Genomic DNA, 24871 nt, shown 5'->3' with positions numbered 1-24871 from the left:
CACTATAACTTCGACTCATAGTATCTATTAATAATATATATTTGTATTATAACAGAACCGGTGCTATAATACAAACATAAAAAGGCAAAAGATGGCAGCGGCACCGTTGGAACAGAGTTTTTTCCTATAACAGTAAGGGCATCGGAGCCGTTACCAAGTATGTATATGCAGGAGGAAATAAATCATGGGAATGACAATGACACAGAAGATCCTGGCAGCGCACGCGGGTCTTGCAGAGGTAAAAGCAGGACAGTTGATCGAAGCAGATCTGGATCTGGTTCTTGGAAATGATATCACAACGCCGGTAGCGGTCAATGAGATGAAGAAGATGGACAACCAGACGGTATTCAATCATGACAAAATTGCGCTGGTTATGGATCATTTTATCCCGAATAAGGATATCAAGTCGGCGGAAAACTGCAAATGCTGTCGTGAATTTGCCTGTCGTCATGATATCACCAACTATTTTGACGTAGGAGAGATGGGAATCGAGCATGCACTCCTTCCGGAAAAAGGTCTGGTTGTAGCAGGTGATGCAGTCATCGGTGCGGATTCCCATACCTGTACATACGGCGCACTTGGCGCATTCTCTACAGGTGTCGGCAGTACCGATATGGCAGCTGGCATGGTAACCGGTAAGGCTTGGTTCAAGGTACCGTCCGCGATCAAGTTCAACCTGATCGGCAAACCGGCAAAATGGGTCAGTGGTAAAGATGTCATTCTTCACATTATCGGTATGATCGGCGTAGATGGCGCGCTGTACCGTTCCATGGAGTTTGTCGGCGAGGGCATCAAGAACCTTTCCATGGATGACCGTTTCACGATCTGCAACATGGCGATCGAGGCAGGCGGCAAGAACGGTATCTTTCCGGTTGATGAGAAGACCATCGAGTACTTAAAAGAGCATTCTAAACGTGATTTCAAGGTATATGAGGCAGATCCGGATGCAGAGTATGACGAAGAGTACACCATAGACTTATCTGAGTTAAAGCCGACCGTATCCTTCCCACACCTTCCGGAGAATACGAGAACGATCGATGAGGTGGGTGACATTGCGATCGATCAGGTTGTCATTGGCTCCTGTACGAACGGACGTATCGAGGATATGCGTATCGCAGCTGAGATCTTAAAGGGCAGAAAAGTGAAAAAAGGTCTGCGCTGCATCGTGATTCCGGCGACACAGGCGATCTATTTACAGTCCATGAAAGAGGGACTTTTAGAGACCTTCATCGAGGCTGGTGCCGTTGTCAGCACTCCGACCTGCGGTCCGTGCCTGGGCGGTTATATGGGTATCCTGGCAGAAGGCGAGAGATGTGTATCCACGACCAACCGTAACTTCGTTGGACGTATGGGACACGTGGATTCTGAGATTTATCTGGCAAGCCCGGCAGTGGCAGCAGCCAGCGCCATTACCGGAAAAGTGAGCGGACCGGCGGAACTGGGACTGTAATAGGCATAAAAGTTTAGGAATAAGTAAAACGGATGTAACTGTTCAGTAGATCTGCGGGTGACTGTGAAGGTGCTGAACAGTTACAAACGGATATTACGGTTCGGGGAAGGGGTTCCTGCAATCGCAGGTGCCGTCTCGTGAATTGGAATAAAATAACAGGATAAATCGCAGGAGGATATAGAAATGAAAGCAAATGGACATGTATTTAAATATGGAGACAATGTAGATACAGACGTTATCATCCCGGCAAGATACTTAAACTCTCCGGATGGCAACGAGCTGGCAAAACATTGTATGGAAGATATTGATAAAGAGTTTGTAAATAAAGTACAGAAGGGTGATATCATCGTAGCAAATAAGAACTTTGGCTGCGGTTCTTCCCGCGAGCATGCGCCGCTGGCAATCAAATGTGCAGGAGTAAGCTGTGTTATTGCTGAGACGTTTGCACGTATTTTCTACCGCAACTCTATTAATATCGGTCTGCCGATCATCGAGTGCCCGGAGGCTGCAAAAGCAATCGCGGCTGGTGATGAGGTAGAGGTTGATTTTGACAGCGGTGTGATTACCGATAAAACCACCGGCCAGAGCTTCCAGGGGCAGGCGTTCCCGGAGTTCATGCAGAAGATCATCACAGCCGGTGGACTGGTAAACTATATCAACCAGAAATAAGAGGAGTGCACTAAATCTGTCTCCAGAAAGGGTTTAGCTTATGACAAAAACAAACGTAATGCGTCTTTTAGACGCGGCTGGAATCGATTATGAAGCAGGCGAGTATGAAGTAGATGAGGACGACTTATCCGGCAGCCATGCGGCGGATATGATGGGGATGGACCATGACACGATGTTCAAAACGCTCGTTTTAAAGGGCGATAAGAACGGCTATCTGGTCTGCTGTATCCCGGTCGATGAGGAGCTGGACCTGAAAAAGGTGGCAAAGGCTTCCAAGGACAAGAAAGTGGAGATGATCCATATGAAGGAACTTCTTCCGCTGACTGGCTATATGCGAGGTGGTTGTTCCCCGATCGGCATGAAAAAGAAGTTCCCTACTTATATAGAAGAAACAGCGCAGATTTTCGACAAAATCAGCATCAGCGCGGGTCAGAGAGGTGTTCAGGTCATTCTGAATCCGGAGGAACTTGCAAAATATGTGGATGCACAGTTTGTAGCGCTGATCTAGAGTGGTAAAGAGTTTGGGTGGCAGTGATCGGACACCGGACAGTGGATTGTATGTGTTGGTTTCACATAATCGGAGTTTGTCTGACACATTTACAGATACCATAATTGTTCTATTACAGTTGACATAAAAAACAGGCGACTTGATTCGCCTGTTTTTTTGACGGGCAGAATTTAACAGAATTGTAAAAAATTGAAAATTTTATACCAGCCAAAGTTTATAAAAATTGGGAAGAAAAAGCAAAAAAGTTTATAAAATGCTCACATAAATATTAAGGAAAAGTTAAATGAGAACGTGATTTGTCACAAAAATGTAAAAAAGACGTTGACTTTGAAGCCGGAAACCACATATAATGTCTCCCGTCACTTGAAGGAAGCGGCACAGGCAGAGAGGATCTGTCCTTAGCTGTCAGAAAAAATCAGACAGCCAAAGAAGATGCCGCAGATGTTAAATGGCAGTCAGACCGGTTTTGGGAGGACTGCACTGATAGAAAGAGGAGAGTGTATGCCAAGCATTGACACATTTCTTCAGACTGCTTATCAGTTTATAAAGGCATTATTTGTCCGTGTGACAAAAAGGATGTACCGGACCGCAGCCGTATTGATGACGGGGGCAGCGGTTGTGACGGTGATAGCATTTAATTCGGTCAGTTTTGGCGGCGTTGGCAAAAATGCAGCCTCGGCACACCGGGAATATCCGGATGATGTGGAACTGACAGAAATGCTGCAGTCAGAAGAAACGACAGAGACAGAGAGCTTATCAGAATTTACGATTCTCGCCTCCAACGAGGAAAGTCAGCATCTACTTGGACAGAGGCTGGAGCAGGGGATTCAGGATGAACTTGCGAAGGAAGCTCTGGAAGTAGAGGTAATCGAACGAGAAGTACGAATGCAGACCCAGCAGGCGGCGCAGGAAGCAGAAGAACGGGAGCGCCGGGAACGCGCAGTCATCTCTTACAGCGATGAAGATTACAGTGTTCTGCAGAAAATTGTGCAGGCGGAGGCGGGTGTGTGTGACGACAGGGGAAAGATACTGGTTGCAAATGTAATCATCAACCGGGTGAAAAACAAGAAATTCCCGAACAGCGTTAAAGCCGTTGTGTACGAACCATCCCAGTTCTCACCGGTACTGGATGGAACGATCAACAGCTGTAAGGTAACGCAGCAGACAATTGACTGCGTCAACCGTGCACTGGAAGGCGAGGATTACTCGGGCGGCGCCCTGTACTTCATGAACCGCGGAATCTCTGCTTCCTCCAATGTACGCTGGTTCGATGGCAAGCTGACCTATGTCATGCAGCATGGTGGACATGAATTTTACAAATAAAGAGTGAAAAGCAGAAAAGAAAGATGGCTGGAGAAAAGTTGTCTTTCTTTTTTGCGTAAAATGTATTAGAATGGTCGTAAGCAATGAAAATGTAGTTTTTTCAAGCTGGTGTGCTGCGGAGTAATGCACTGCGGACTACAATAAGGAGAACGAACCATATGAACCATATCATACTATTTGACCTCGACGGAACCCTTACAGATCCGAAGGAAGGCATCACAAAGTCTGTCCAGCATGCGCTGCAGGCATACGGGATCGATGAGCCGGATCTGGATAAACTGTGTCCGTTCATCGGACCGCCGCTGTCGGACAGTTTTAAAGAATATTACGGATTCAGCGAAGCGCAGGCGCGCGAAGCGATCGGCCATTTCCACGAATATTTTACGAAACAGGGAATGTTTGAAAATAAAGTCTATCCGGGAATCCGGGAGATGCTGACACGTTTAAAGGATGCCGGTCTTACGCTGGCGGTGGCAACCTCAAAGCCGGAACCGTTTGCTATTCAGATTCTGGAGCATTTTGATCTGCTTTCCTACTTTACCTTGGTTGGCGGGGCGGATATGGAGGAGATCCGGGTCCGCAAAGGCGATGTGATTGCCTACACGCTGGACCGTCTGGGAACAACACCGGAGGAATCGAAGGTTATCATGGTGGGCGACCGGAAGCACGATATTATCGGGGCGCATGAAAATCAGCTCCCATGTGCGGCAGTGCTGTATGGATATGGTTCCCGGGAAGAATTTACGGAAAATGGGGCAGACTACCAGATTGAGACGGTGGAAGAGCTGGGAGATTTCCTGATGAAGTGGGGAGAAGTATAAAAGACAAAAAGGAGCTTCTTAATCCGTTACTGGGCACGTATGCGCGAACAGTAACAACCTGACCGCATTATCAGAAAATGGAACTTGAAAAAACATCCGACTTGCGGTATAATAGCCGTATCAAAAGAGAATATTTGTAATTCCTGGGATGCTCGACAACTCTTGCTTTTTTTGAACCTACATTTTGACTAACGGGATTCCGATATTTTTAGATGGATGTCAGGCCTCCTCTCGAGTGGAAGACAGAAATCTAAGTGAGGTTGCCCACCTAGCAGCGCTAGGCGTCAATATGGTAAGAGCCGGCATTTTGGGGTTACAAAGGATAAAAGCAGCGAGCAATCGCTGCTTTCTCTGTAAAAGAAAGTGTGTAAAGAAAATGTAACATTTTCCAGAAGCACATTGTAAAATCAGAAAAGAGGAACGGATAAGAACATAAGTATGGAAAAAAGAGATTTCAAAGAATACATTTATATGGGTATGACGGCAGTTTCGGTGATTGCGGTCTGCATACTGCTCTGGTTCAGCATCCAACACTGGGATGTGGTGTCGGCGGGCACCCGCAAGGTTGTGAAAATCCTTGCGCCGATTCTCTGCGGTGCGGTGCTGACGTATCTGACCGCCCCGGCATATAACTGGGTAGCAGGGATCGTGGAAAAGACCCTTGGCTCTGTCACTAAGAATTCCAAATACGTCCGTGGTGCAGCCCGGATGCTTGCGACGGCAGCATGTCTGGGGCTGGTTATTGTGCTTGTGGTAGGGATGTTCCAGCTTATGATCCCGCAGCTGATCGAGAGTTTGATCGGTATTCAGGATTCATTTCCGCTGTATGTGCAGAATGTGTATGAATGGATTCAGCGTATTTTGAAAAATAATCCGGAGATCGAAAATATGGTTCTGAGCAGTTTTGAAAATAACCTGGCAGTTTTTCAGAACTGGGCGGAGAAATCGTTTACCAACATTGATATGCACCGGATTGGACAGATCGTGACAGGCCTTTCCAGCAGCGTGCTGGGTGTCCTGGAATTTATCAAAAACTGGCTGATCGGTCTGATCGTCATGGTGTATCTGCTAAATATCAAAGATACACTGGCAGCACAGGGAAAGAAGATTGTTTATGGCTGCCTGAATCTAAGACAGGCGAATCTGGTAATCGAGGAGCTCCGGTTTATCAATCAGATGTTCGGCGGCTTCATCATCGGCAAGCTGGTGGATTCCCTCATTATCGGTATTATCTGTTTCATCGGTGTGACGATCTTAAATATGCCGTTCCCGATGCTTTTGAGCGTCATTATCGGTGTGACGAATGTGATACCTTTTTTTGGACCGTTCATCGGTGCGATACCTGCAGCGTTCCTGGTATTCTTAGTCAGTCCGCTCCAGTGTGTGTATTTCCTCATCTGGATTCTGCTTCTGCAGCAGTTTGACGGCAATATTCTGGGACCGAAGATCCTGGGCAATTCGACAGGACTTTCGAGTTTCTGGGTACTGTTTTCGATTCTCTTCTTTGGCGGACTCTTTGGTTTCGTCGGCATGATTATCGCAGTACCGGCATTTGCGGTTATTTATGACTTGATCTCCCGCGCGGTGCACCGGTCGCTGCGGCTTCGGAAATTGCCGATGGAGACAGACGAATACCGGAAGTTAGACCACATTGATGAGAAAACAGGAACGTTTATGGAGTTAAATAAAAAGTGACTGTGAATGAGAAAGGACAGTTAAAAAATAAAGGCGGCTGGAGAAATATGGAAAAGAAAACAGGCAGATCGCGAAAGGCAGTACAGTCTCTGAAACCTAAAAAGCTGGTTTACTGGGCAGTGGCGATTCCGGCTTTTCTGGCACTCCTGCTCTTTGCAATTGTATTTTTGGATCACTCGGATAATGATATTTCACGCGCCATGGCATCGAAAGCTATGGCGTTATCATTTGCAGACCGGGACGACATCGTTGCGTCGCAGGGAGAACACGGAAGCCATTTTGGAACGCCGGATCAGGATGAATGGTATGCCAAATATATTGACTATATGATTGAGGAAGGCTATCTGGAGCCGGGAGACGAGAAGATAAGTAAAAGCTACGCGATGGGCGCACTGACCTATGGCGAAGCGGCATATGCGGCGGATCGTGTTTCCAAAGGGCTTTCGAGCGCCCTGAATGTATCTAAAAATAAATATAAAAAGGCAATGCCGAAGGAAGAATGGTGGCTGTTTTATGAGTCATTCTTAAAAAAGGCAGATTCGGAAAACGCGGTCAAAAAACAGAAGCTGGTGCTTTATGGAACACCAAAAAATGTGAAGGAAGCAGCGGCATGGACGGCATATACGGATCAGGGAACGATGAATTTTGAGGGCGTGTCGCTGGATGCCTGCATCGATCGGAAGATCGAGGTCTATGAGCGTGATGGTTCGATCATCACGCTGTGCGGCGTACAGTCTGAAAAAGTTACATATAAGAATGTCTGGATCGTTCCGGGAGAATCGGGTGGGATGGATGTGTATATTGGCACGATCGTCCGGACATTTCCAGAGGAAGAAAAGCTCAAGGATCGTACCGATGGCGTGCTGGCGGATGTCGAGCTGGATAAGGGCAAGATCCGCAAGCTGTCGCTCAAGGAAGACATGATCGAAGGAAAGGTACTCTCGGTCAAGGATGATACGATCGAGATTGACGGGTACGGAACGCTGAAACTGGACGATGATTTTAAAGTATATAAAACATATGGAGTCGTCAAGGAGCAGAAAAAGCGGGATGTGCTGGTCGGCTATGATCTGGGAAAATTTGTCGTGGCTGGCAAAAAGGTTTGCGCAGCGCTCTTAAATCATGATTTTTCAGCGACGAACATCCGCGTGCTGATCATGAATGATGATTATTCCTCCTTGTTTCACACGAAGGTGGTACTCCAGTCGGACAGCACGATGCATGTGACCTGGGGCGAATCAGAGGAGACTTTGAGCCCGGGAACGAAATTGTCCGTGAGTCCTGGCGATGACCGTCTGAAAGAAGGGCGCATGACGATCACGCTGGAAGATCCGCAGAAGGAGATCCGCATCCTGAGCACCAAGCGGGCGCAGGGAACGCCGTCGTATTTCGGCAGCTTCGAGTTGAGCGAGGAGTCGGATGGGCTGCTTCTGATCAATGAGCTGGACGTCGAAGATTACCTGACACGCGTAGTGCCGAGCGAGATGCCATCCAATTATGAGCTGGAGGCGCTCAAGGCGCAGGCAGTTTGCGCACGGACGTATGCCTACCGGCAGATCAAGGCGAATGCCTACAGCTGTTACGGCGCACACGTTGATGACAGCACAAACTATCAGGTGTACAATAATACAGAGAGCAGTGAGCGGACGAATCTGGCAGTCAAGGAGACGGACGGGAAGATCGTATATTACAACGATACCCCGGCGGAAACGTATTATTTTTCAACTTCCTGCGGATATTCGACCGATGGAACGATCTGGGGCGCCAGCAAAGACGAGGTTCCGTATCTGAAAGGGATCGGTTTGACGGAAAAGAAGAAGATTCCGGATTTGACGGACAACGACACATTCCTCAAGTTTATCCAGGGACAGGGTGAGCAGAATTATGATTCCTCGTTCCCGATGTACCGCTGGAAAACAACGATCACGAATAAGAAGCTGCAGCAGAAGGTAGATACCATCGGCGAGATTCAGGGTATTTTTGTGACTTCCCGCGGTACGGGTGGTATCGCCCAGACGGTGCAGATCGTCGGAAGCGAGGGAACCAAGACACTGAAAGGTCAGAGTCAGATCCGGAGTGTCCTCGGCTCGGAATCACTCGTTTATAAGAAAAATGACGGAACCGAACTGACAGGATGGAGTACGCTACCGAGTGCCTTTTTCTCGGTGGATGAAACTGCCAGGGATGAGGAAAAAGACATCCGCACATTTACCATCTGGGGCGGCGGCTACGGTCACGGAGTCGGCATGAGCCAGAACGGCGCACAGGAGATGGCGCGCGAAGGCAAGAATTATGAAGAGATTCTGATGTTCTTTTATGATGGGGTTGAAATTCGGGATTGTGAGGAAGATTAGATTTAGAAGATGGCTGCGCTGAAAGGGCACGGTCAGGATTCCTCCCCAAATGATAAGAGTGTGTGATTGGGGTAAATTAGAAAAAATTCAGGTATTATGCATTATTAAGTAGAAAAGAGACGCATTCGTAAAATGAAAGAAGCGTCTCTTTTTCTGTTGCTTGTATGGATTTCAAGGATGAAGCAGTTATACTGCGTGACGGACTATTTGCGGTACAAATATTTTGGAAGTCCGTTTTCCATAATATGGGAAACGTCCCCTTGGATCAGCGGCTGCGAGTAAGCCAGGAAATCATCGCTGACATCGGTACCGTTTTTCGTGATCCACTCAGCAGGTACTTTCTTTTCCTGATTGCAGATCAGATTGACATCCTTGAGAACTGGATGAATTTTATATACAGTGTTACGATGTTTTACGCATGAAGCGGATGCTGCGCCTAAGTCCGCAGCGTTTGAAACGGCAGCAGCTGCATGAACAGGTTCAGAAGCAGCTGTATCAGTCTCACGCTCAAATGCCACCATCTGCCCAGTATGACCGTCCAGGGCTGCCTGGACGCCGAAACGACCTGCCATTTCAGCCTCGTTTAAATCAGTACCGGAAACGGTGAGACCGGAGCAGCGCTGGTTGACGTTGAGCTCAACCGAGCGCACCTTGACGCCGAACTGGTTGCGGACATAATTTTCCAGAATTTTGCCGCATCCGGCTAACATTTTGTGACCGAAGGTGTCGACCTGGGCTTCGGTTGAATATTCGCAGATAAATCGACCGCCGTGGTCGCGGATGCCCTCGGAGACGCAGACGATGACATTCGCTGTCTTTTCAAACGCTTTCTTTAAGTCGTCATTAAATTGTGCCAGCTCAAATGGAGCTTCCGGCAGATAGATTAAGAGCGGATTGTCACCGGCTTCCTTGCGTGCTAAGGCAGAGGCAGCCGTCAGCCATCCGGCATGGCGTCCCATGATCTCAACGATGGTGACCGATTTCTGCTGATAGACAGAGGCGTCCAGCGCAATTTCACGGACGGATGCAGCGACATAGCGGGCAGCGCTGCCGTATCCCGGCGTGTGATCGGTCAGGACGAGATCGTTGTCGATCGTCTTGGGAATGCCGATAAAGCGGATCGGGCTTTTGATCTGCGCCGCATAGCGGGAAAGCTTGCTGACGGTGTCCATCGAGTCGTTGCCGCCGATGTAAAAGAAATAGCCGATGTCCAGCCGCTCCAGTTTTTCAAAGAGGACGCGGTAGAAGCTGTCGGAGAGGTTCTCAGGGAGTTTAAAACGGCAGGAACCCAGATACGCCGCCGGAGTCAGGCGAAGAAGTTCCAGATCGTCATCGGAGAGTGTTTCTGAAAGGTTCATATAAGAATCCGCGAGAAAGCCCTCGATTCCATTTATCATACCGTAGACGCAGCCAACCGCATCGCTGTGGCGCGCACCTTCGCAGATAACACCGTAAAGGCTCCCGTTGATAACCGCGGTCGGTCCGCCGGACTGTCCGACTAAGATGTTTTTCTTGTTCATAAGGTAAATCTCCTTTTTGTGAGGTAAGTACAAGGTTTATGATATAAAAAGTTTCAAATCAATATAAAAATGTACATAAAATGATTTGCTGGAGTTGTATTTTTCATAGAGGTAAAAATAAATTAAAAAGTACAACTCAAAACGTATCTATTGTAACGGAAAGAGAGGAAGAAAGCAAGGGAAAAAGGTATGTATGATAAATAATATGAAAACCGGATACTCGGAAGCAGATAAAAGGCGTATAAAAATTTGGAGATTGATGTATAGAATAACAGAAACGGGTCATACTGTTAGTATCACAAAAGAGAAATTTTTGAATACTTATCCTCCCCTTTTTAATACCCTGTTCGTTGGCTTTGTGCAGCGGACGGGGTGTTTTTTGTTTCATAGGAAATTACCGAAAAGCCTTTTTTAACAGGAAAACCGCGAATTTTAACCCAGATTAGCGGGCAGAGAAATGGAAGCTGCCGCTCAATCATCTATTTTTGGTAATGATTTTGCAACAGCCTCTTTGTTCTTGTGATTAAAAGTATTTCCGATTCCCCCACAAATTTGCCTTTTTCAGATCCAGATATTCATTGTAGGCTTTTTCCAGGATCTGTTTTTCGTTGGAAAATTTCAGAAGGTGGTAGGCTTCGTAAAATTTGTAGTAGCCGGAATCGACGAAGTATTCTTCGCGCTGCGGCTTGCTGTAGTAGCTGTCCGCCATCATCAGATACCAGTGCACGGTCTTTTCGATGGTATCCTGAGGGGTGTTGAAGGTGTACTGGCTTTTGCCAATGTACTTGATGATGGAGGCGGCGACGCCAGTCTCCTCATGAACCTCCCGGAGGGCGGTCTGCTTGAAGTCTTCGCCCGGTTCTACGGTTCCTTTGGGAAGAACCCAGCCTTCGTATTTGTTCCGGTAGTTTTTGTAAAGAACGAGTAATTTTCCCCGAAATATAACCACACCGCCGCAGCTCGTTGCTTCGATCATCTGCAATCCCTCCTGTCCTGGTGTGTGCATGGAAGTTGATTCGTGGCGTATATCCGTGTGCCGGGAACCAGCTTTATGCATATGATTTAAACTGGTTTTAGTATACCGCGTTTTGCATGATTATGCAAGATTGGAAAGTCACATAAGGCATCATGAGAAAATCCTGTTACAGTTTGCACAATGTGTGAACTGTAAAAAATCATAAGAAAGATATAAGAAACAGAAGAAAGAAAATCTGGTATGATGAAGATGGAAATGGCTCATATTACAAAAGAATGCAGGCATATGTGCAGCGGAACCTAAAAAATACACAGAATTTGGATGATAGAATTACGAAAAAAAGACAGGAGGCAGGAAAATGGCACAGACAGAACAGAAGAATCAGAATGTAAAAAAACAGTTTGAGGAGCTGCAGTCTCTTTTGGAGCGGGCGATGGCGCTTCAGACGTCGATGGTTTTGTTTGAGTGGGATGATGAGACGCTGGCGCCGAAGGGTGCAGCGGAGCATACCGCGCGGGTGATAGGTTCACTTTCGGAGCAGTATCAGGAGATTCTGGCGTCAATGCGTTTTAAGGAGCTGCTGGATGTCTGCCAGAAGGCAGAAAAAGAGAATGCGGGCGTATTTGATGAGGTGCAGTCGGCAATTCTCCGGGAAGCAGCCGAGGAGCAGGAGCGGCTTTCCTGCATTCCGCCGGAGGAATACCGTGCGTATGCAGAACTTACGGCGCGTGCGACGGGAATCTGGACGCGTGCGCGAGAGAAAAATGATTTTGCTTCATTTGCCCCTGTTTTGAAGGAGATTATTTCCTATCAGAAGAAATTTGCGGCGTACCGGGCAAAGCCGGGACAGAAGCTTTACGATGTGATGCTGGATACCTACGAAAAAGGTTTTAATATGGAGATGTTAGATCCATTTTTTGAGCTGATGAAAGGGAAAATCGTGCCGCTTTTGAAAGAATCGGCAGATCGCTCGAAGACGGTTCCGGACGCCTTTTTATCCGCAGATTATCCGGAGGCGGCGCAGGCAGAGGCGGCGCGTTTCCTAGCAGAGTATGAGGGCTTTGATTTTGACCGGGGAGTACTGGCACTCAGCGCCCATCCGTTTACGACGAATCTGCACAATCATGATGTACGGATCACGACGCATTATCAGAAACGGATTGATTCTTCGATTTTTTCCGTGCTGCATGAGACGGGACATGCTATCTATGAATTTGGCATCCGGGATGACCTGACACAGACGCTGGTGGGGCAGGGAACTTCGATGGGAATGCATGAATGCCAGTCCCGTTTCTTTGAAAATATCGTGGGGCGCAGCCATGCATTCTGGAAACCGATTTATGGAAAAGTGGCGCAGATGTTTGGAAGCCCGCTGACGGAGACGAGTCTGGAGGATTTTCTGGCGGCGGTTAATAGAACCGTTCGGGGGCTGATCCGGACGGAAGCGGATGAGCTTTCTTATCCGCTGCATGTGCTGGTGCGATATGAAATTGAGAAAATGCTGATTGAGGAGGATCTGGAGGTGGAGAAACTGCCGCAGATCTGGAATGATAAGTATGAAGAATACCTGGGAGTACGCCCGTCCACGGATCGGGAGGGCGTACTGCAGGATATTCACTGGTCACAGGGATCGATCGGCTATTTTCCGTCCTATGCATTAGGAAATGCCTTTGGCGCGCAGATTTATCACCAGATGAAGAAGGAATTGCCGGTAGAAAAACTACTGGAGGCTGGAAACCTGGGAGAAATCCGCGAATATCTGCGGAAAAATATTCACCAGTATGGCAAATTGAAGGACAGCCGTCAGATCCTGCGCGATATGACGGGGGAAGATTTTAATCCGTCATATTATGTGGCATATCTGGAAGAGAAGTATGGACGGCCGGAAAAAGAGCAGTAAGGCGGTCGATCTGTTCTTTCTTGAATTCCAGAGAGGAATGAAAATAGTATTCAAGCGTGACTTTCAAATCGGAGTGTCCCAGAATTTCGCTGAGCGTTTTGGGATCCATGCCATTTGTGATACAGCGGGTGGCAAACGTGTGCCGGATTGCATGAAAATTCAGATAGCGCAGTCCGGCTTGTGATAGAATGCGCTGGTAGTGATTCTGGAAGGTTCGCGGATCCATCGGGGAGCTGGCAGATTGTGACAGCAGAAAATAATCCGGGTGTTCCGGATGAGAATATGGCTGTAGGATCGGCAGAAGGAAAGCGGGCAGGGGAACCAAACGGTTGGAGGAGATGCTTTTGGGACCGGATAAAATGAGTTCTGATTTATGGGTTGTGTCAAGGCGCGTCAGGCGCTGTACCGTGTGTCGGACATGGAGATAGCGATCGGAAAAATGAATATTTTCCCAACGCAGGGCGCAGAGTTCTCCAACCCGCAGCCCTGTATAGAGTCCCAGATAGATGACGGCTTCGGAGATTCCTGTATGGGCAGTTAGATAGTGTTCGAGCTGTTCCTGTTCCTGAAGGGTAAAAACAGGTACTTCAGGGCGCTTTTTTGGAAGACGGGGCGGGAGATAGAGAATGCCGTTTGTCTGCCCGGTTTCATAGGAAAGACGCAGAATGGAGTTGACGAGCAGAAGAATACAGCGGATAGTTCCGTTCCCAAGCGGATGCAGGGAATCCGGGGATAAAAGGGAATTGCGGAATGTCTGAAGCATAGGCAGATCGACCTCTGAAAGCTGGATGGCTCTAAAATAAGGGGAGATATAACGGTCTGCCAGATGCCGGTATTTCACATAGGTAGACAGGGCTCGCGCCTGTTTCTGCTTTTCCAGCCAGATGGAAAGAAGATCGTTAAAGTACATTGTTTCGTTTTTCATGATGAAACCTCCTGTATAAAAAATAGTTGTCGTGGACAATCGTTATTTTACAGGTAGATATGCAGAAGAAATATGTGACTGCTTATGGCGGATGGTTTTGAAAAGAGATGTGTTTATATGATGACTGACGAAAATATTACAGCAAATGCTGACAAGAAGATTCTTTTTTGGTATAATGAGACAGAATATGTACATGACTGAGAAGAAAGTCTATATCGAAGGTGCCGGTCAGGCGCTATTTAGGGATAAACGACATATTTTATAGAAGATTCTATTTTGAAGAATCAATAGATTTATCATATTCTTGAGATAGAGATACGAAGGCGGGAGTGTCTGAGGCGGTATGATGGCAGCGGCTCGCCTGGTTGGAAAAAGGAGGAATAATTGTATGTGTGGTATCGTAGGATATACAGGAGACCAGCAGGCGGCTCCGATCTTATTAGCGGGTCTGGAGAAGCTTGAATATCGTGGATACGATTCAGCAGGTCTGGCAGTCAGAGACGGAGAAGGTGTACCGGAGGTTGTAAAGGCGAAGGGACGTCTGCGCGCGCTGGCAGAGAAAACAGACAATGGACGCGCAATGCGGGGCAACTGCGGTATCGGTCATACCCGCTGGGCGACACACGGGGAGCCGTCTGAGAACAATGCACATCCGCACTGCACGGATGACCGCAGCGTGGTAGCGGTTCACAATGGTATTATCGAAAACTATCAGGAAATTCGCGAAAAACTGATTAAAAATGGATATACGTTTTATTCAGATACTGATACAGAGGTGGCTGTAAAGCTGATCGATCATTATTATAAGAAATACAACGAGGGACCGCTCGATGCGATGGCGCGTGCGATGATGCGTATCCGTGGCACGTATGCACTGGCGGTTATGTTTAAGGATTATCCGGAGGAGATCTTTGTAGCCCGTCAGGATAACCCGATGATCATCGGAGTAGGCGAGGGTGAATCCTTTATCGCGTCGGATGTTCCGCCCCTGCTTCCATATACCCGCAAGGTATACTATATCGGCAATCAGGAATTGGGACGCTTACATAAGGGAGAGGTTACTTTCTATAATATTGATCAGGAAGAGATTCAGAAAGAACTTGTGACGATTGAGTGGGATGCAGAAGCTGCTGAAAAGGGAGGTTATGAGCATTTCATGATTAAGGAGATCCATGAACAGCCGCGTGCGGTTCGGGATACATTAAATTCAGTCATCCGCGATGGTCATATTGACCTGACCGAGGCGGGACTTTCCGATGATGTCATTCGTTCGTTAAAGCGTATTTATATCGTAGCGTGTGGTTCTGCTTACCATGCAGGCGTGGCAGCGCAGTATGTGATCGAAGATCTGGCGCGTATTCCGGTCCGCGTCGAGCTGGCTTCCGAGTTCCGTTACCGGAACCCGATTCTGGAAGAGAACAGTCTGGTTATCATCATCAGCCAGTCGGGCGAGACAGCCGACAGCCTGGCAGCCCTGCGTCTGGCAAAGAGCCAGGGCGTTCCTACGATGGCGATTGTCAATGTAGTAGGTTCCACGATTGCACGTGAGGCAGATCATATTTTCTACACACTGGCAGGGCCGGAGATTGCGGTGGCGACCACCAAGGCATATAGCACACAGCTGGTTGCCGGATATCTTCTGGGCGTACAGTTCGCCCATGTGCGCGGTACGATCACAGAAGAAAAATATGAAGAACTCCTTGCAGCCCTGCAGGAACTGCCGGATCAGATTGCGAAGCTGCTCGAAAATGACAAAGAACGCATCCAGTGGTTCGCAGCGAAATATGCCAATGCAAAAGACGTGTTCTTCATCGGTCGCGGCATCGATTACGCAGTCAGCATGGAAGGCAGCCTGAAATTAAAAGAGATCAGCTACATCCATTCCGAAGCATATGCAGCTGGAGAATTAAAACACGGAACCATCAGCCTGATTGAGGATGGTATCCTCGTAGTCAGCATCCTGACCCAGGAAGCCCTATATGAGAAGATGATCAGCAACATGGTAGAAGTAAAATGCCGCGGCGCTTACCTCATGGGACTCACAACTGCAGGCAACTACAATATTGAAGACACCGTCGATTTCGCAGTCTATATACCGAAGACTGACGAGCACTTCACACCGAGCTTAGCGGTTGTGCCGCTGCAGCTGCTGGGATATTACGTAAGTGTATCGAAGGGACTGGATGTAGATAAGCCTAGAAACCTGGCGAAGAGTGTTACGGTAGAGTAATAGAGCTTTTTATGGTGTTGTTATAGATCTAGAAAAAGTAATATAAATGGAAAGAAAAGACAAGGTTTGCAAAAAGGCATAAAATGCCAGACGCAGACCTTGTTTTTTGCTTGAAATTAAACAGAAAAAGAGAGTCCTCCGTGTGATTTTGCAATCACGCGGAGGACTCTCTTTTTCGTCTCATATGCGATTTCTTTATCGTCCTTATTTTTTCTCCACCCCATGCTCACTCATCAAAGATTTCATCACATAAGCATAAATCTCTTGGCTTCGATCCTTCCAGTGATTGCACATGATTTCCGCCTGCTCCTTATCCGGAACGGAGATATCGAGATTGACAAGAACGGCTTTTCCTTCCCGCACCTCGCAGTGAACGATGTAGTCCTGATTGGTCGATTTATAGAAATCGGAGATCAGTCCTACCTCGTTTCGCATGCGGAAGCGGTTCTGTTTCAGGTATTCATCCATGTCGCTGACGATGGCAGGAGAGATGTTTTTGCCGAAAAATTCCAGCGTTTCCTCGCCCTCCTTAGTGATCTCATAGCGGGAGCTGTTCCGCATCGTCTCCTTTTTTACCAGACCTGCATCCAGAAGCTCGTTCAAGGCCTGCTGGAGTGTGAAATACGTGGTGTACTCACGATCCAGGAAAAAATTGGAGAGCTGCGCGTTGGTCAGCGGAAAATTGACCTGGTGTAGCATATAGAGATTCATCAGTTTGTAAAGTGTCATCGGTTCAGCCAGCATGGAAAAACTCCTTTATTATTATTTCGTAACTGTGTAAATTTTGTGCGGTTCTTACGGTAAATGCGAGAATCGCTTGAATTGTTACGTTTATTTCTTAATGTGTTCCTTCACAGCCTTGGAAACAGCGTCAGCTACACGCGGATCAAATGCTGCCGGAAGAATGTTCTCGTCGCTCAATTCGCTGTCATCAACCAGAGCAGCAATTGCGTTGGCAGCAGCCAGTTTCATTTCTTCGGTGATAGCGGTTGCGCGTCCTTCCAGAGCGCCGCGGAAGATGCCTGGGAAGATGAGAACGTTGTTGACCTGGTTCGGGAAATCGGAACGTCCGGTTCCTACGACTCTTGCACCAGCAGCTTTTGCCAGATCCGGCATGATCTCCGGAACCGGGTTTGCCATTGCGAAGAGAATGGAATCCTTATTCATGGAAGCAACCATCTCCTGGGAAACGATGCCCGGAGCAGACACCCCTACGAAGATGTCAGCGCCTTTTAATGCATCGGCAAGTGTGCCCGTCTTGTGCTCTAAGTTGGTAACTTCGACCATCTTTTCCTGCATCCAGTTAAGCCCTTCCATGCCCTTGCAGAGCATACCGGTCTTATCACACATGGTAATATGCGGGAATCCGTAGTTTAAGAGCAGTTTGGTAATGGCAACGCCTGCGCTTCCGGCGCCGTTGACAACGACGCGGCAGTCTTCCTTCTTCTTGCCGGTTACTTTCAGGGCGTTGATGATACCTGCCAGTACGACGATGGCGGTTCCGTGCTGATCATCGTGGAAGACCGGAATGTTTAACAGTTTCTTTAAACGTTCCTCGATCTCAAAGCAGCGCGGTGCGGAGATGTCCTCCAGGTTGATACCGCCGAATGCCGGAGCAATGCGGACAACTGTCTCGATGATCTCCTCGGTGTCCTGTGTGTCGAGGCAGATCGGGAATGCATTGATGCCGCCGAACTCTTTAAACAGAACGGCTTTTCCTTCCATAACCGGCATAGCTGCTAACGGTCCGATATTGCCAAGTCCCAGAACGGCGCTTCCGTCGGAGACAACGGCTACAGTGTTGGACTTGATGGTGTAGCGGTATGCAGCTTCCGGATCTTTTGCAATTACCTTACATGGTTCTGCAACGCCCGGTGTGTATGCCAGAGCCAGATCCTCTCTGGTTTTTACCTGTACTTTGGAGACGGTATCGAGCTTGCCGTTCCATTTTTCATGAAGTTCGAGTGCTTTTTCATTGATCGTCATGGTTTTTATCCTTTCGAATGCTTTCATTTTATTCTTACATTATAATAGCAATTTTGACATTTTAAATCAAGATGCATATTTTAGAATGCAGGAAGGGCAGTACCATGTTACTGTACACACACAGTACCACTTATTTATAATACTTATGCCTATCATATAGCATAGCATATAAATGAAGTCCGTAAATGTCATTTTTATGCATAAAACACATGAAAAATGCATAAAACACGTTTTTATACAAAAATTATTCATAAAAATGCAAAAAAAGTATTGCATAATTAGGATCAAGGAGGTATAATCTGGGTAATTTCACGTGAGGCATATAAATCTGCCGGTCTTAGTTGACTGGATGGACAAAGAAAAAAGCGTCACGCAGGCAAATGATTGGAGGAAATGAAAAATGGCTAAGAAATATAATAAAATTGTTCTTGCATATTCAGGCGGTCTGGACACATCGGTTTTAATCCCGTGGCTGAAAGAAAACTATGGCTGTGAGGTTATCGCAGTTTCCGCTGACGTAGGTCAGGGTGCGGAGCTGGATGGTCTGGAAGAGAAGGCATTAAAGACAGGTGCTTCCAAGCTGTACATCGAGGATCTGAAGAAAGAGTTCGTAGATGAGTACATCATCCCGACCATGAAGGCTGGCGCTACTTATGAGCATTACCTGTTAGGTACTTCCTTCGCTCGTCCGATTATCGCTAAGAGAATCGTTGAAATTGCGAAGAAAGAGGGCGCAGACGCTATCTGCCACGGCTGTACCGGTAAAGGAAACGATCAGGTTCGTTTCGAACTGGCTATCAAGGCATTTGCTCCGCAGATGGATGTTATCGCTCCGTGGCGTTTCTGGGAACTGAATTCCCGTGAAAAAGAGATCGAGTACGCAGAGGCTCACAACATTCCGTTAAAGATTACGAAAGAGACCAACTACTCCAAGGATAAGAACCTGTGGCATCTGTCCCATGAGGGTCTGGATCTGGAGGATCCGGCAAACGAGGCTCCGATCAACAAACCTGGATTCCTTGAGTTAGGCGTATCTCCGGAGAATGCACCGGATAAAGCTGCTTATGTAACCATCCACTTCGAGAAAGGTGTTCCGACCAGTGTAAACGGCGAGGAGATGGATGCAGAGAAGGTAATCGAGGTTCTGAACAAGGTAGGCGGTGAGAACGGCTGCGGACTTCTGGATATTGTAGAGAACCGTCTGGTTGGCATGAAGAGCCGTGGTGTATATGAGACTCCTGGTGGAGCTATCCTTTACAAGGCTCATGAGAAACTGGAAGAAATCACTCTGGACAAAGAGACACAGCACTACAAACAGCAGCTGGCTCTCAAGTTCGCTGAGTTAGTATACAATGGTCAGTGGTACACACCGCTGCGCAAAGCAATGAGCGCGTTTGTTGATTCCACACAGGAGACCGTAACCGGTGATGTAAAACTGAAACTTTACAAGGGCAACATCATTCCGGCATCTGTTACATCTCCATACACCCTGTATTCCGCAGGCATGGCTACATTTGATGAGGATGACTGCTACAACCAGGCAGATTCCGCTGGATTCATCAACCTGTTCGGACTTCCGATCAAGGTTCGCGCCCTGAACGACGAAGTTCTGGCAGTAAAGACCGGCGAGCATTTTCCGAGCGTAGAATAATTTAGGAAAATAATAAATAATCTGCAGGCGACAAGCCCGCAGCCGATGGTGACCATTGGTTTTCCGGTATCTGCCGGTTCCAATGGTCGCATTGGTTCTAAATCAGAGAATAAAAAGGAGTTTACACTTATGGCAAAGTTATGGGCAGGACGATTCGGAAAAGAGACAGATCTGGAGGTAAATGATTTTAACTCATCGATTTCCTTTGACTGTCGTCTTTATAAGGAAGATATCACAGGCTCCATGGCCCATGCGGCTATGCTGGGCAAGCAGGGCATCATTGCGAAGGAAGAATCAGACAAGATTATCGAAGGACTGAAAGGTATCTTAGCGGATATTGAGGCAGGTAAGATTCATTTCTCACAGGATTATGAGGATATTCATATGAATGTAGAGCAGATTCTGACCGAGCGCATCGGCGATGCCGGAAAACGTCTTCACACGGCGAGATCCAGAAATGATCAGGTTGCACTGGATATGCGTCTTTACGTGAAGAAAGAGATCGTGGCGATCAAAAAGGAAATTCTCGATTTCATGGAAGCACTCTGCGAGAGCGCAAAGAACAATCTGGAAACTGTTATGCCGGGTTATACACATCTGCAGCGTGCACAGCCGGTTACATTTGGACATTATATGATGGCATATGCCAATATGATGCGCCGTGATGTAATCCGTCTGGAGAACTGCTTAGAGGGCATGGATGATATGCCGCTCGGATCCGGCGCGCTGGCTTCCACGACTTATCCGATCGACCGTGATTTTGTACGCCAGCAGCTTGGATTTGCCAGAGTGACCAACAACTCCTTAGACGGTGTTTCCGACCGTGATTACTGCGTAGAGCTGACGGCAGCGTTATCCATTCTGATGATGCATCTGTCCCGTTTCTCTGAGGAGATTATTTCCTGGTGTTCCTGGGAGTTCAAGTTTGTAGAGCTGGATGACGCATTTTCAACCGGTTCCTCCATCATGCCGCAGAAGAAGAATCCGGATGTCTGCGAGCTGGTCCGCGGCAAGACCGGTCGTGTGTACGGCGATCTGTTTACCCTTCTTACCATGTTAAAGGGTATTCCGCTGGCATACAACAAGGATATGCAGGAAGACAAAGAGGCAGTCTTTGATGCGATTGACACCGTAAAACAGTGCCTGCGCGTGCTGACTCCAATGTTCTCCACGATGCAGATCCTGAAAGACAATATGAAGAAAGCGGCTCTGAAAGGCTTCATCAACGCAACGGACTGTGCAGATTACCTGACCAAGAAGGGAATGCCGTTCCGTGATGCATACAAGACCGTCGGACAGCTGGTAGCCCAGTGTGTACGTGAGGACAAGTCCTTAGCCGATCTGACACTGGAAGAGTACAAGACACATTCCGATGTTTTTGAAAATGACGTATATGAAGCGATTGATTTGAAGACCTGTGTACGTGGACGTAAGGTAATCGGCGGACCGGCTCCGGAAGAAGTAACCCGCCAGATTTCTGTGATTGAGAAATTTGTAAGCGAACACAAGGTTCAGGAGTAGGACAGGAAACGGGGGACGAACAATGGCGAAACCGAAGATTTATATAGACGGAAAAGAAGGAACAACCGGGCTGCAGATTTACGATCGTCTGGCAAAAAGAGAGGACATCGAGCTGCTTCTGATCGATGAGGCAAAGCGCAAGGACACGGAAGAGCGAAGAAAGCTGATTCATGCGGCGGATATCGTATTCCTGTGCCTGCCGGATGCGGCAGCGGTTGAGGCAGTTGCACTGGCGGAAGGTTCTGGGGCGCGCATCATTGATGCATCTACCGCGCACCGGACAGCCAAAGGATGGGCGTACGGCATGGCAGAACTTTCAAAGGAGCACCGCGAGGCGATCAAAACGTCCAGCCGGGTGGCGAATCCAGGCTGCCATGCAACTGGATTTATCACTTCTGTTTATCCGCTGGTGGCGCAGGGAATCATCCCGAAGGATTATCCGATGACAGTCTTTTCCCTGACCGGCTATTCCGGCGGCGGCAAAAAGATGATTGCCGAGTATGAATCGCCGGAGAAGCCGCAGAGCTATTTCGCACCCCGTATTTATGGTCTGACGCTGAAACATAAGCATCTACCGGAGATGCAGAAGGTCTGCGGACTTGATTATCCGCCGGTCTTTAGTCCGATCGTGGATGACTACTATAAAGGAATGGCGGTCACGATCCAGCTTCAGAACCGCCTCTTAAACGGCGGGCCGACCGCGGAAGATATCTATGAGAAGCTGGCTGGCTGGTATGACGGACAGAAGCTCATTAAGGTACATCCGTTTGGATATGACGGTATGATCGCGGCGGCAGATATGGCAGGTCGAGACAGTCTGGAGCTGATTGTCAATGGTCACGGGGAACAGACCATGGTGACGGCGCTCTTTGATAATCTTGGAAAGGGTGCTTCAGGCGCAGCCGTTCAGAACATGAACCTGATGCTCGGATTTGAGGAGACAGCTGGACTGGCACTATAGAAAAGTGCTATAATAAAAGAATGGCAGATGGTTTTTTTAGATATTTTGGGGTTGAGAGATAAAACCATAAAATAGCTGCGGGGGACTATAGAGACGAAGTTATATAAAAATGTACTCTCGGAATCTTTCTGCACTTGCTTTTGTGGCTGATTTTCCGCCAGCTGCACCCGAATTTCATCAACGTACGCACCGCGTACGCCTCAGAAATTTGGGCACAACTGACAAAAAAACATCTCACAAAATCAAGCACAGAAAGATTCCGAGAGTACATTAAAAATGACAGGAGGAATGTCATATGAAGATAATCGAAGGCGGTGTTTGTGCTGCAAAAGGATTTAAAGCGGGCGCGATGCGCTGTGGAATCCGCAAATCTCATACAAAAAAGGATCTGGCGATGATCCTTTCGGACTGTGTCTGCAACGCATCGGCGGTTTATACGACCAACCGCGTCAAGGCATCACCGATTTTACTGACAAAGGAACATCTGGCCGACGGAAAGGCACAGGCGGTTATTGTCAATTCCGGAAATGCGAACGCGTGCGCTCCGTTTGGCATGGAGAATGCAAGAAGACAAGCAAAGGCAGGCGCGCGTGCGCTGGGCGTTTCGGAGGAAAATGTAATCGTAGCATCGACCGGCGTCATCGGTCAGACGCTTCCGGTTGAGGCGATCGAGGCTCATGCAGGCGAGATGGAGATGAAATATGACAACTCCCTGGTAGCTGCAGAAGCGATCATGACGACCGATACAAAAGTGAAGACGATCGCTGTTGAATTTGATGTAGATGGAACAACCTGCCACATCGGCGGTATCTGTAAGGGTTCCGGCATGATTCACCCGAATATGGGAACGATGCTGTGCTTCATCACAACCGATTGTGCAGTCAGCAGCGAGATGATCCGCAAGGCGCTGTTATTCAATGTAAAACGTACCTTCAACCGTGTGACTGTTGACGGCGATACTTCCACCAACGATATGTGTACCGTTCTGGCAAATGGTATGGCTGGCAATGCGGAGATTACTGCAGAAGATCCGGCATACGAGGCATTCCGCGAGGCATTGCAGACGGTTATGCAGGATCTGGCTCGTAAGATTGCGGCAGACGGCGAGGGCGCAAGCAAGCTGATGACCTGTACCGTGAAGGGAGCGAAGGACGAGGAGACAGCCGAGGTACTGGCAAAATCTATCGCCGGTTCTTCCCTGACCAAAGCAGCAATGTTCGGTTCCGATGCGAACTGGGGACGCGTTCTCTGCGCGATGGGCTATTCCGGAGCTGCGTTTAACACGGAGAAAGTGTTAGTCGAGTTTGCCTCCAAAGAGGGCAGCATTGCAGTCTGTGAGGACGGCAGGGGACTCGATTTTGATGAAGCTCTGGCAAAGAAAATCTTAAGCCAGGATGAAGTGGAGATCAATGTAACACTTCAGGAAGGCAGCGGAAGCGCTACCTGCTGGGGATGCGATTTGACCTATGATTATGTGAAGATTAATGGAGATTATCGGACGTGATGAAAACAGGATCAAAAATGAGCGCAGAAGTCCTGGTAGAGGCACTGCCTTATATTCAGGAATATGCAGGTAAAATTATCGTTGTAAAATACGGCGGAAACGCCATGATTAATGAAGATTTAAAGCAGGCGGTGATCGAGGATATCGTCCTTTTAAATCTGGTAGGAATCAAGGTCGTGCTGGTACACGGCGGCGGTCCGGAGATTTCGGAGATGCTCAAAAAAACCGGAAAAGAGTCTAAATTTGTCAAAGGTCTGCGCTACACAGACCGCGAGACGATGGATATTGTCCAGATGATTCTCTGCGGTAAGGTCAACAAAAACCTTGTTTCCCTGTTTGAGAAAGCAGGCGGACGTGCCGTTGGTCTGGGCGGCATGGACGGCGGACTCTTCAAGGCGATCCAGTTAGTCGATCCGGATGGAACGGAATACGGCTATGTGGGAGATATTAAAGAAGTCAATGAGAAAGTCGTTCTCGATGTTTTAAATGAGGGCTTTATCCCGGTTGTTTCCTCCGTGGCAGCAGGCATGGACGAGGAGACGAACTATAACATCAATGCAGATACGGCAGCGGAGAAGCTGGCGGTGGCATTGAAAGCGAAAAAACTGATTCTTCTGACGGATGTATGCGGTCTGATGCGCGATCCGAAAGACGATTCGACACTGATTCCGAGACTGAAAGTTTCTGAGGTTCCGGCGCTTATCAAAGAGGGTGTGATCTCTGGCGGCATGATTCCGAAGGTAGACTGCTGTGTTGAGGCAGTACGCCAGGGTGTAGAACGTGCCAATATCCAGGATGGCCGTGTGCCGCACTCGATTCTGGTCGAGCTTTTGAGCGATGACGGTGTAGGAACCATGTTCTCGTAAACAAAGTTTGA

Annotated in this window: 19 protein-coding genes and 1 other RNA gene; 15 read left to right on the top strand and 5 right to left on the bottom strand. The window is 48.0% G+C overall.

The window, feature by feature from the left end; translation table 11 throughout:
- The first annotated feature begins 184 nt into the window (after positions 1 to 184).
- The 8 genes from leuC (at position 185) to DW739_RS03490 (ending at position 8820) form a co-directional block, all read left to right on the top strand.
- Positions 185 to 1450: a 3-isopropylmalate dehydratase large subunit gene (gene leuC / locus DW739_RS03525; RefSeq protein WP_022359392.1), complete on the top strand. Its 1266-nt coding sequence runs from the start codon at positions 185 to 187 to the stop codon at positions 1448 to 1450.
- A 183-nt stretch (positions 1451 to 1633) separates the two neighbouring features.
- A complete protein-coding gene (gene leuD / locus DW739_RS03520; protein ID WP_022359393.1) occupies positions 1634 to 2119 on the top strand; it encodes a 3-isopropylmalate dehydratase small subunit in 486 nt (161 codons plus the stop codon).
- A gap of 40 nt (positions 2120 to 2159) precedes the next feature.
- Positions 2160 to 2627 carry a Cys-tRNA(Pro) deacylase gene (gene ybaK / locus DW739_RS03515; protein WP_117796452.1) on the top strand — a complete coding sequence of 156 codons (468 nt, stop codon included), beginning with the start codon at positions 2160 to 2162 and terminating at the stop codon, positions 2625 to 2627.
- 501 nt (positions 2628 to 3128) lie between these two features.
- A complete protein-coding gene (locus DW739_RS03510; protein WP_022359395.1) occupies positions 3129 to 3950 on the top strand; it encodes a cell wall hydrolase in 822 nt (273 codons plus the stop codon).
- A 158-nt stretch (positions 3951 to 4108) separates the two neighbouring features.
- On the top strand, positions 4109 to 4771 hold the full coding sequence (locus DW739_RS03505) for an HAD family hydrolase (protein ID WP_118482037.1): 663 nt from the start codon (positions 4109 to 4111) through the stop codon (positions 4769 to 4771).
- Positions 4772 to 4908: 137 nt separating this feature from the next.
- A non-coding RNA gene (gene ssrS, locus DW739_RS03500) (6S RNA) lies at positions 4909 to 5089 on the top strand.
- Between the two features lie 120 nt (positions 5090 to 5209).
- Positions 5210 to 6466 carry an AI-2E family transporter gene (locus DW739_RS03495; protein WP_107000114.1) on the top strand — a complete coding sequence of 419 codons (1257 nt, stop codon included), beginning with the start codon at positions 5210 to 5212 and terminating at the stop codon, positions 6464 to 6466.
- A gap of 47 nt (positions 6467 to 6513) precedes the next feature.
- Positions 6514 to 8820, top strand: a complete 2307-nt coding sequence (locus DW739_RS03490) for a SpoIID/LytB domain-containing protein (RefSeq protein ID WP_243023723.1) — start codon at positions 6514 to 6516, stop codon at positions 8818 to 8820.
- 203 nt (positions 8821 to 9023) lie between these two features.
- Here the strand turns inward: DW739_RS03490 and DW739_RS03485 are convergent, their stop codons facing one another.
- Both DW739_RS03485 and DW739_RS03475 read right to left on the bottom strand, forming a co-directional pair.
- Positions 9024 to 10340 (bottom strand): 6-phosphofructokinase, encoded by a 1317-nt coding sequence (locus DW739_RS03485; protein WP_118490580.1) that lies wholly within the window; start codon positions 10338 to 10340, stop codon positions 9024 to 9026.
- Positions 10341 to 10863: 523 nt separating this feature from the next.
- On the bottom strand, positions 10864 to 11316 hold the full coding sequence (locus tag DW739_RS03475) for an NUDIX hydrolase (protein ID WP_022358438.1): 453 nt from the start codon (positions 11314 to 11316) through the stop codon (positions 10864 to 10866).
- A 358-nt stretch (positions 11317 to 11674) separates the two neighbouring features.
- On the opposite strand from DW739_RS03475, the gene DW739_RS03470 reads away from it, so the two are divergent.
- Positions 11675 to 13216 carry a carboxypeptidase M32 gene (locus DW739_RS03470; RefSeq protein WP_117796455.1) on the top strand — a complete coding sequence of 514 codons (1542 nt, stop codon included), beginning with the start codon at positions 11675 to 11677 and terminating at the stop codon, positions 13214 to 13216.
- On the opposite strand, the gene DW739_RS03465 is transcribed toward DW739_RS03470, so the two are convergent.
- Positions 13152 to 14141, bottom strand: coding sequence for a site-specific integrase (locus tag DW739_RS03465; RefSeq protein WP_117796456.1), 990 nt, complete (start codon positions 14139 to 14141; stop codon positions 13152 to 13154). The genes DW739_RS03470 and DW739_RS03465 overlap by 65 nt on opposite strands.
- A 388-nt stretch (positions 14142 to 14529) precedes the next feature.
- On the opposite strand from DW739_RS03465, the gene glmS reads away from it, so the two are divergent.
- Positions 14530 to 16371, top strand: a complete 1842-nt coding sequence (gene glmS / locus DW739_RS03460) for a glutamine--fructose-6-phosphate transaminase (isomerizing) (RefSeq protein ID WP_118683655.1) — start codon at positions 14530 to 14532, stop codon at positions 16369 to 16371.
- A 204-nt stretch (positions 16372 to 16575) separates the two neighbouring features.
- Here the strand turns inward: glmS and DW739_RS03455 are convergent, their stop codons facing one another.
- Both DW739_RS03455 and DW739_RS03450 read right to left on the bottom strand, forming a co-directional pair.
- Complete coding sequence (locus tag DW739_RS03455; protein WP_107000108.1) at positions 16576 to 17115, bottom strand: DUF4364 family protein; 540 nt, start codon at positions 17113 to 17115, stop codon at positions 16576 to 16578.
- A gap of 87 nt (positions 17116 to 17202) precedes the next feature.
- On the bottom strand, positions 17203 to 18357 hold the full coding sequence (locus DW739_RS03450) for an NADP-dependent malic enzyme (protein ID WP_118490588.1): 1155 nt from the start codon (positions 18355 to 18357) through the stop codon (positions 17203 to 17205).
- A gap of 400 nt (positions 18358 to 18757) precedes the next feature.
- Between DW739_RS03450 and DW739_RS03445 the strand changes: the two genes are divergently transcribed.
- The 5 genes from DW739_RS03445 (at position 18758) to argB (ending at position 24860) form a co-directional block, all read left to right on the top strand.
- Entirely contained in the window at positions 18758 to 20008 is a 1251-nt protein-coding gene (locus DW739_RS03445; RefSeq protein WP_118742618.1) for an argininosuccinate synthase, read from the top strand.
- A gap of 129 nt (positions 20009 to 20137) precedes the next feature.
- Positions 20138 to 21529, top strand: coding sequence for an argininosuccinate lyase (gene argH, locus DW739_RS03440; RefSeq protein WP_022358445.1), 1392 nt, complete (start codon positions 20138 to 20140; stop codon positions 21527 to 21529).
- 22 nt (positions 21530 to 21551) lie between these two features.
- Complete coding sequence (argC, locus tag DW739_RS03435) at positions 21552 to 22490, top strand: N-acetyl-gamma-glutamyl-phosphate reductase (RefSeq protein ID WP_118482042.1); 939 nt, start codon at positions 21552 to 21554, stop codon at positions 22488 to 22490.
- Between the two features lie 295 nt (positions 22491 to 22785).
- A complete protein-coding gene (argJ, locus tag DW739_RS03425) occupies positions 22786 to 23994 on the top strand; it encodes a bifunctional ornithine acetyltransferase/N-acetylglutamate synthase (protein WP_118742617.1) in 1209 nt (402 codons plus the stop codon).
- Positions 23994 to 24860, top strand: coding sequence for an acetylglutamate kinase (argB, locus tag DW739_RS03420; RefSeq protein ID WP_118742616.1), 867 nt, complete (start codon positions 23994 to 23996; stop codon positions 24858 to 24860). Before argJ ends, argB begins: the two co-directional genes overlap by 1 nt.
- Positions 24861 to 24871: the final 11 nt, after the last annotated feature.

The sequence above is a fragment of the Clostridium sp. AM28-20LB genome, assembly GCF_003480665.1.
Lineage (GTDB): Bacteria > Bacillota > Clostridia > Lachnospirales > Lachnospiraceae > Otoolea > Otoolea fessa.
The sequence above is the reverse complement of the archived record's forward strand: the minus strand, read 5'-3'. Positions and strand labels throughout refer to the sequence as shown.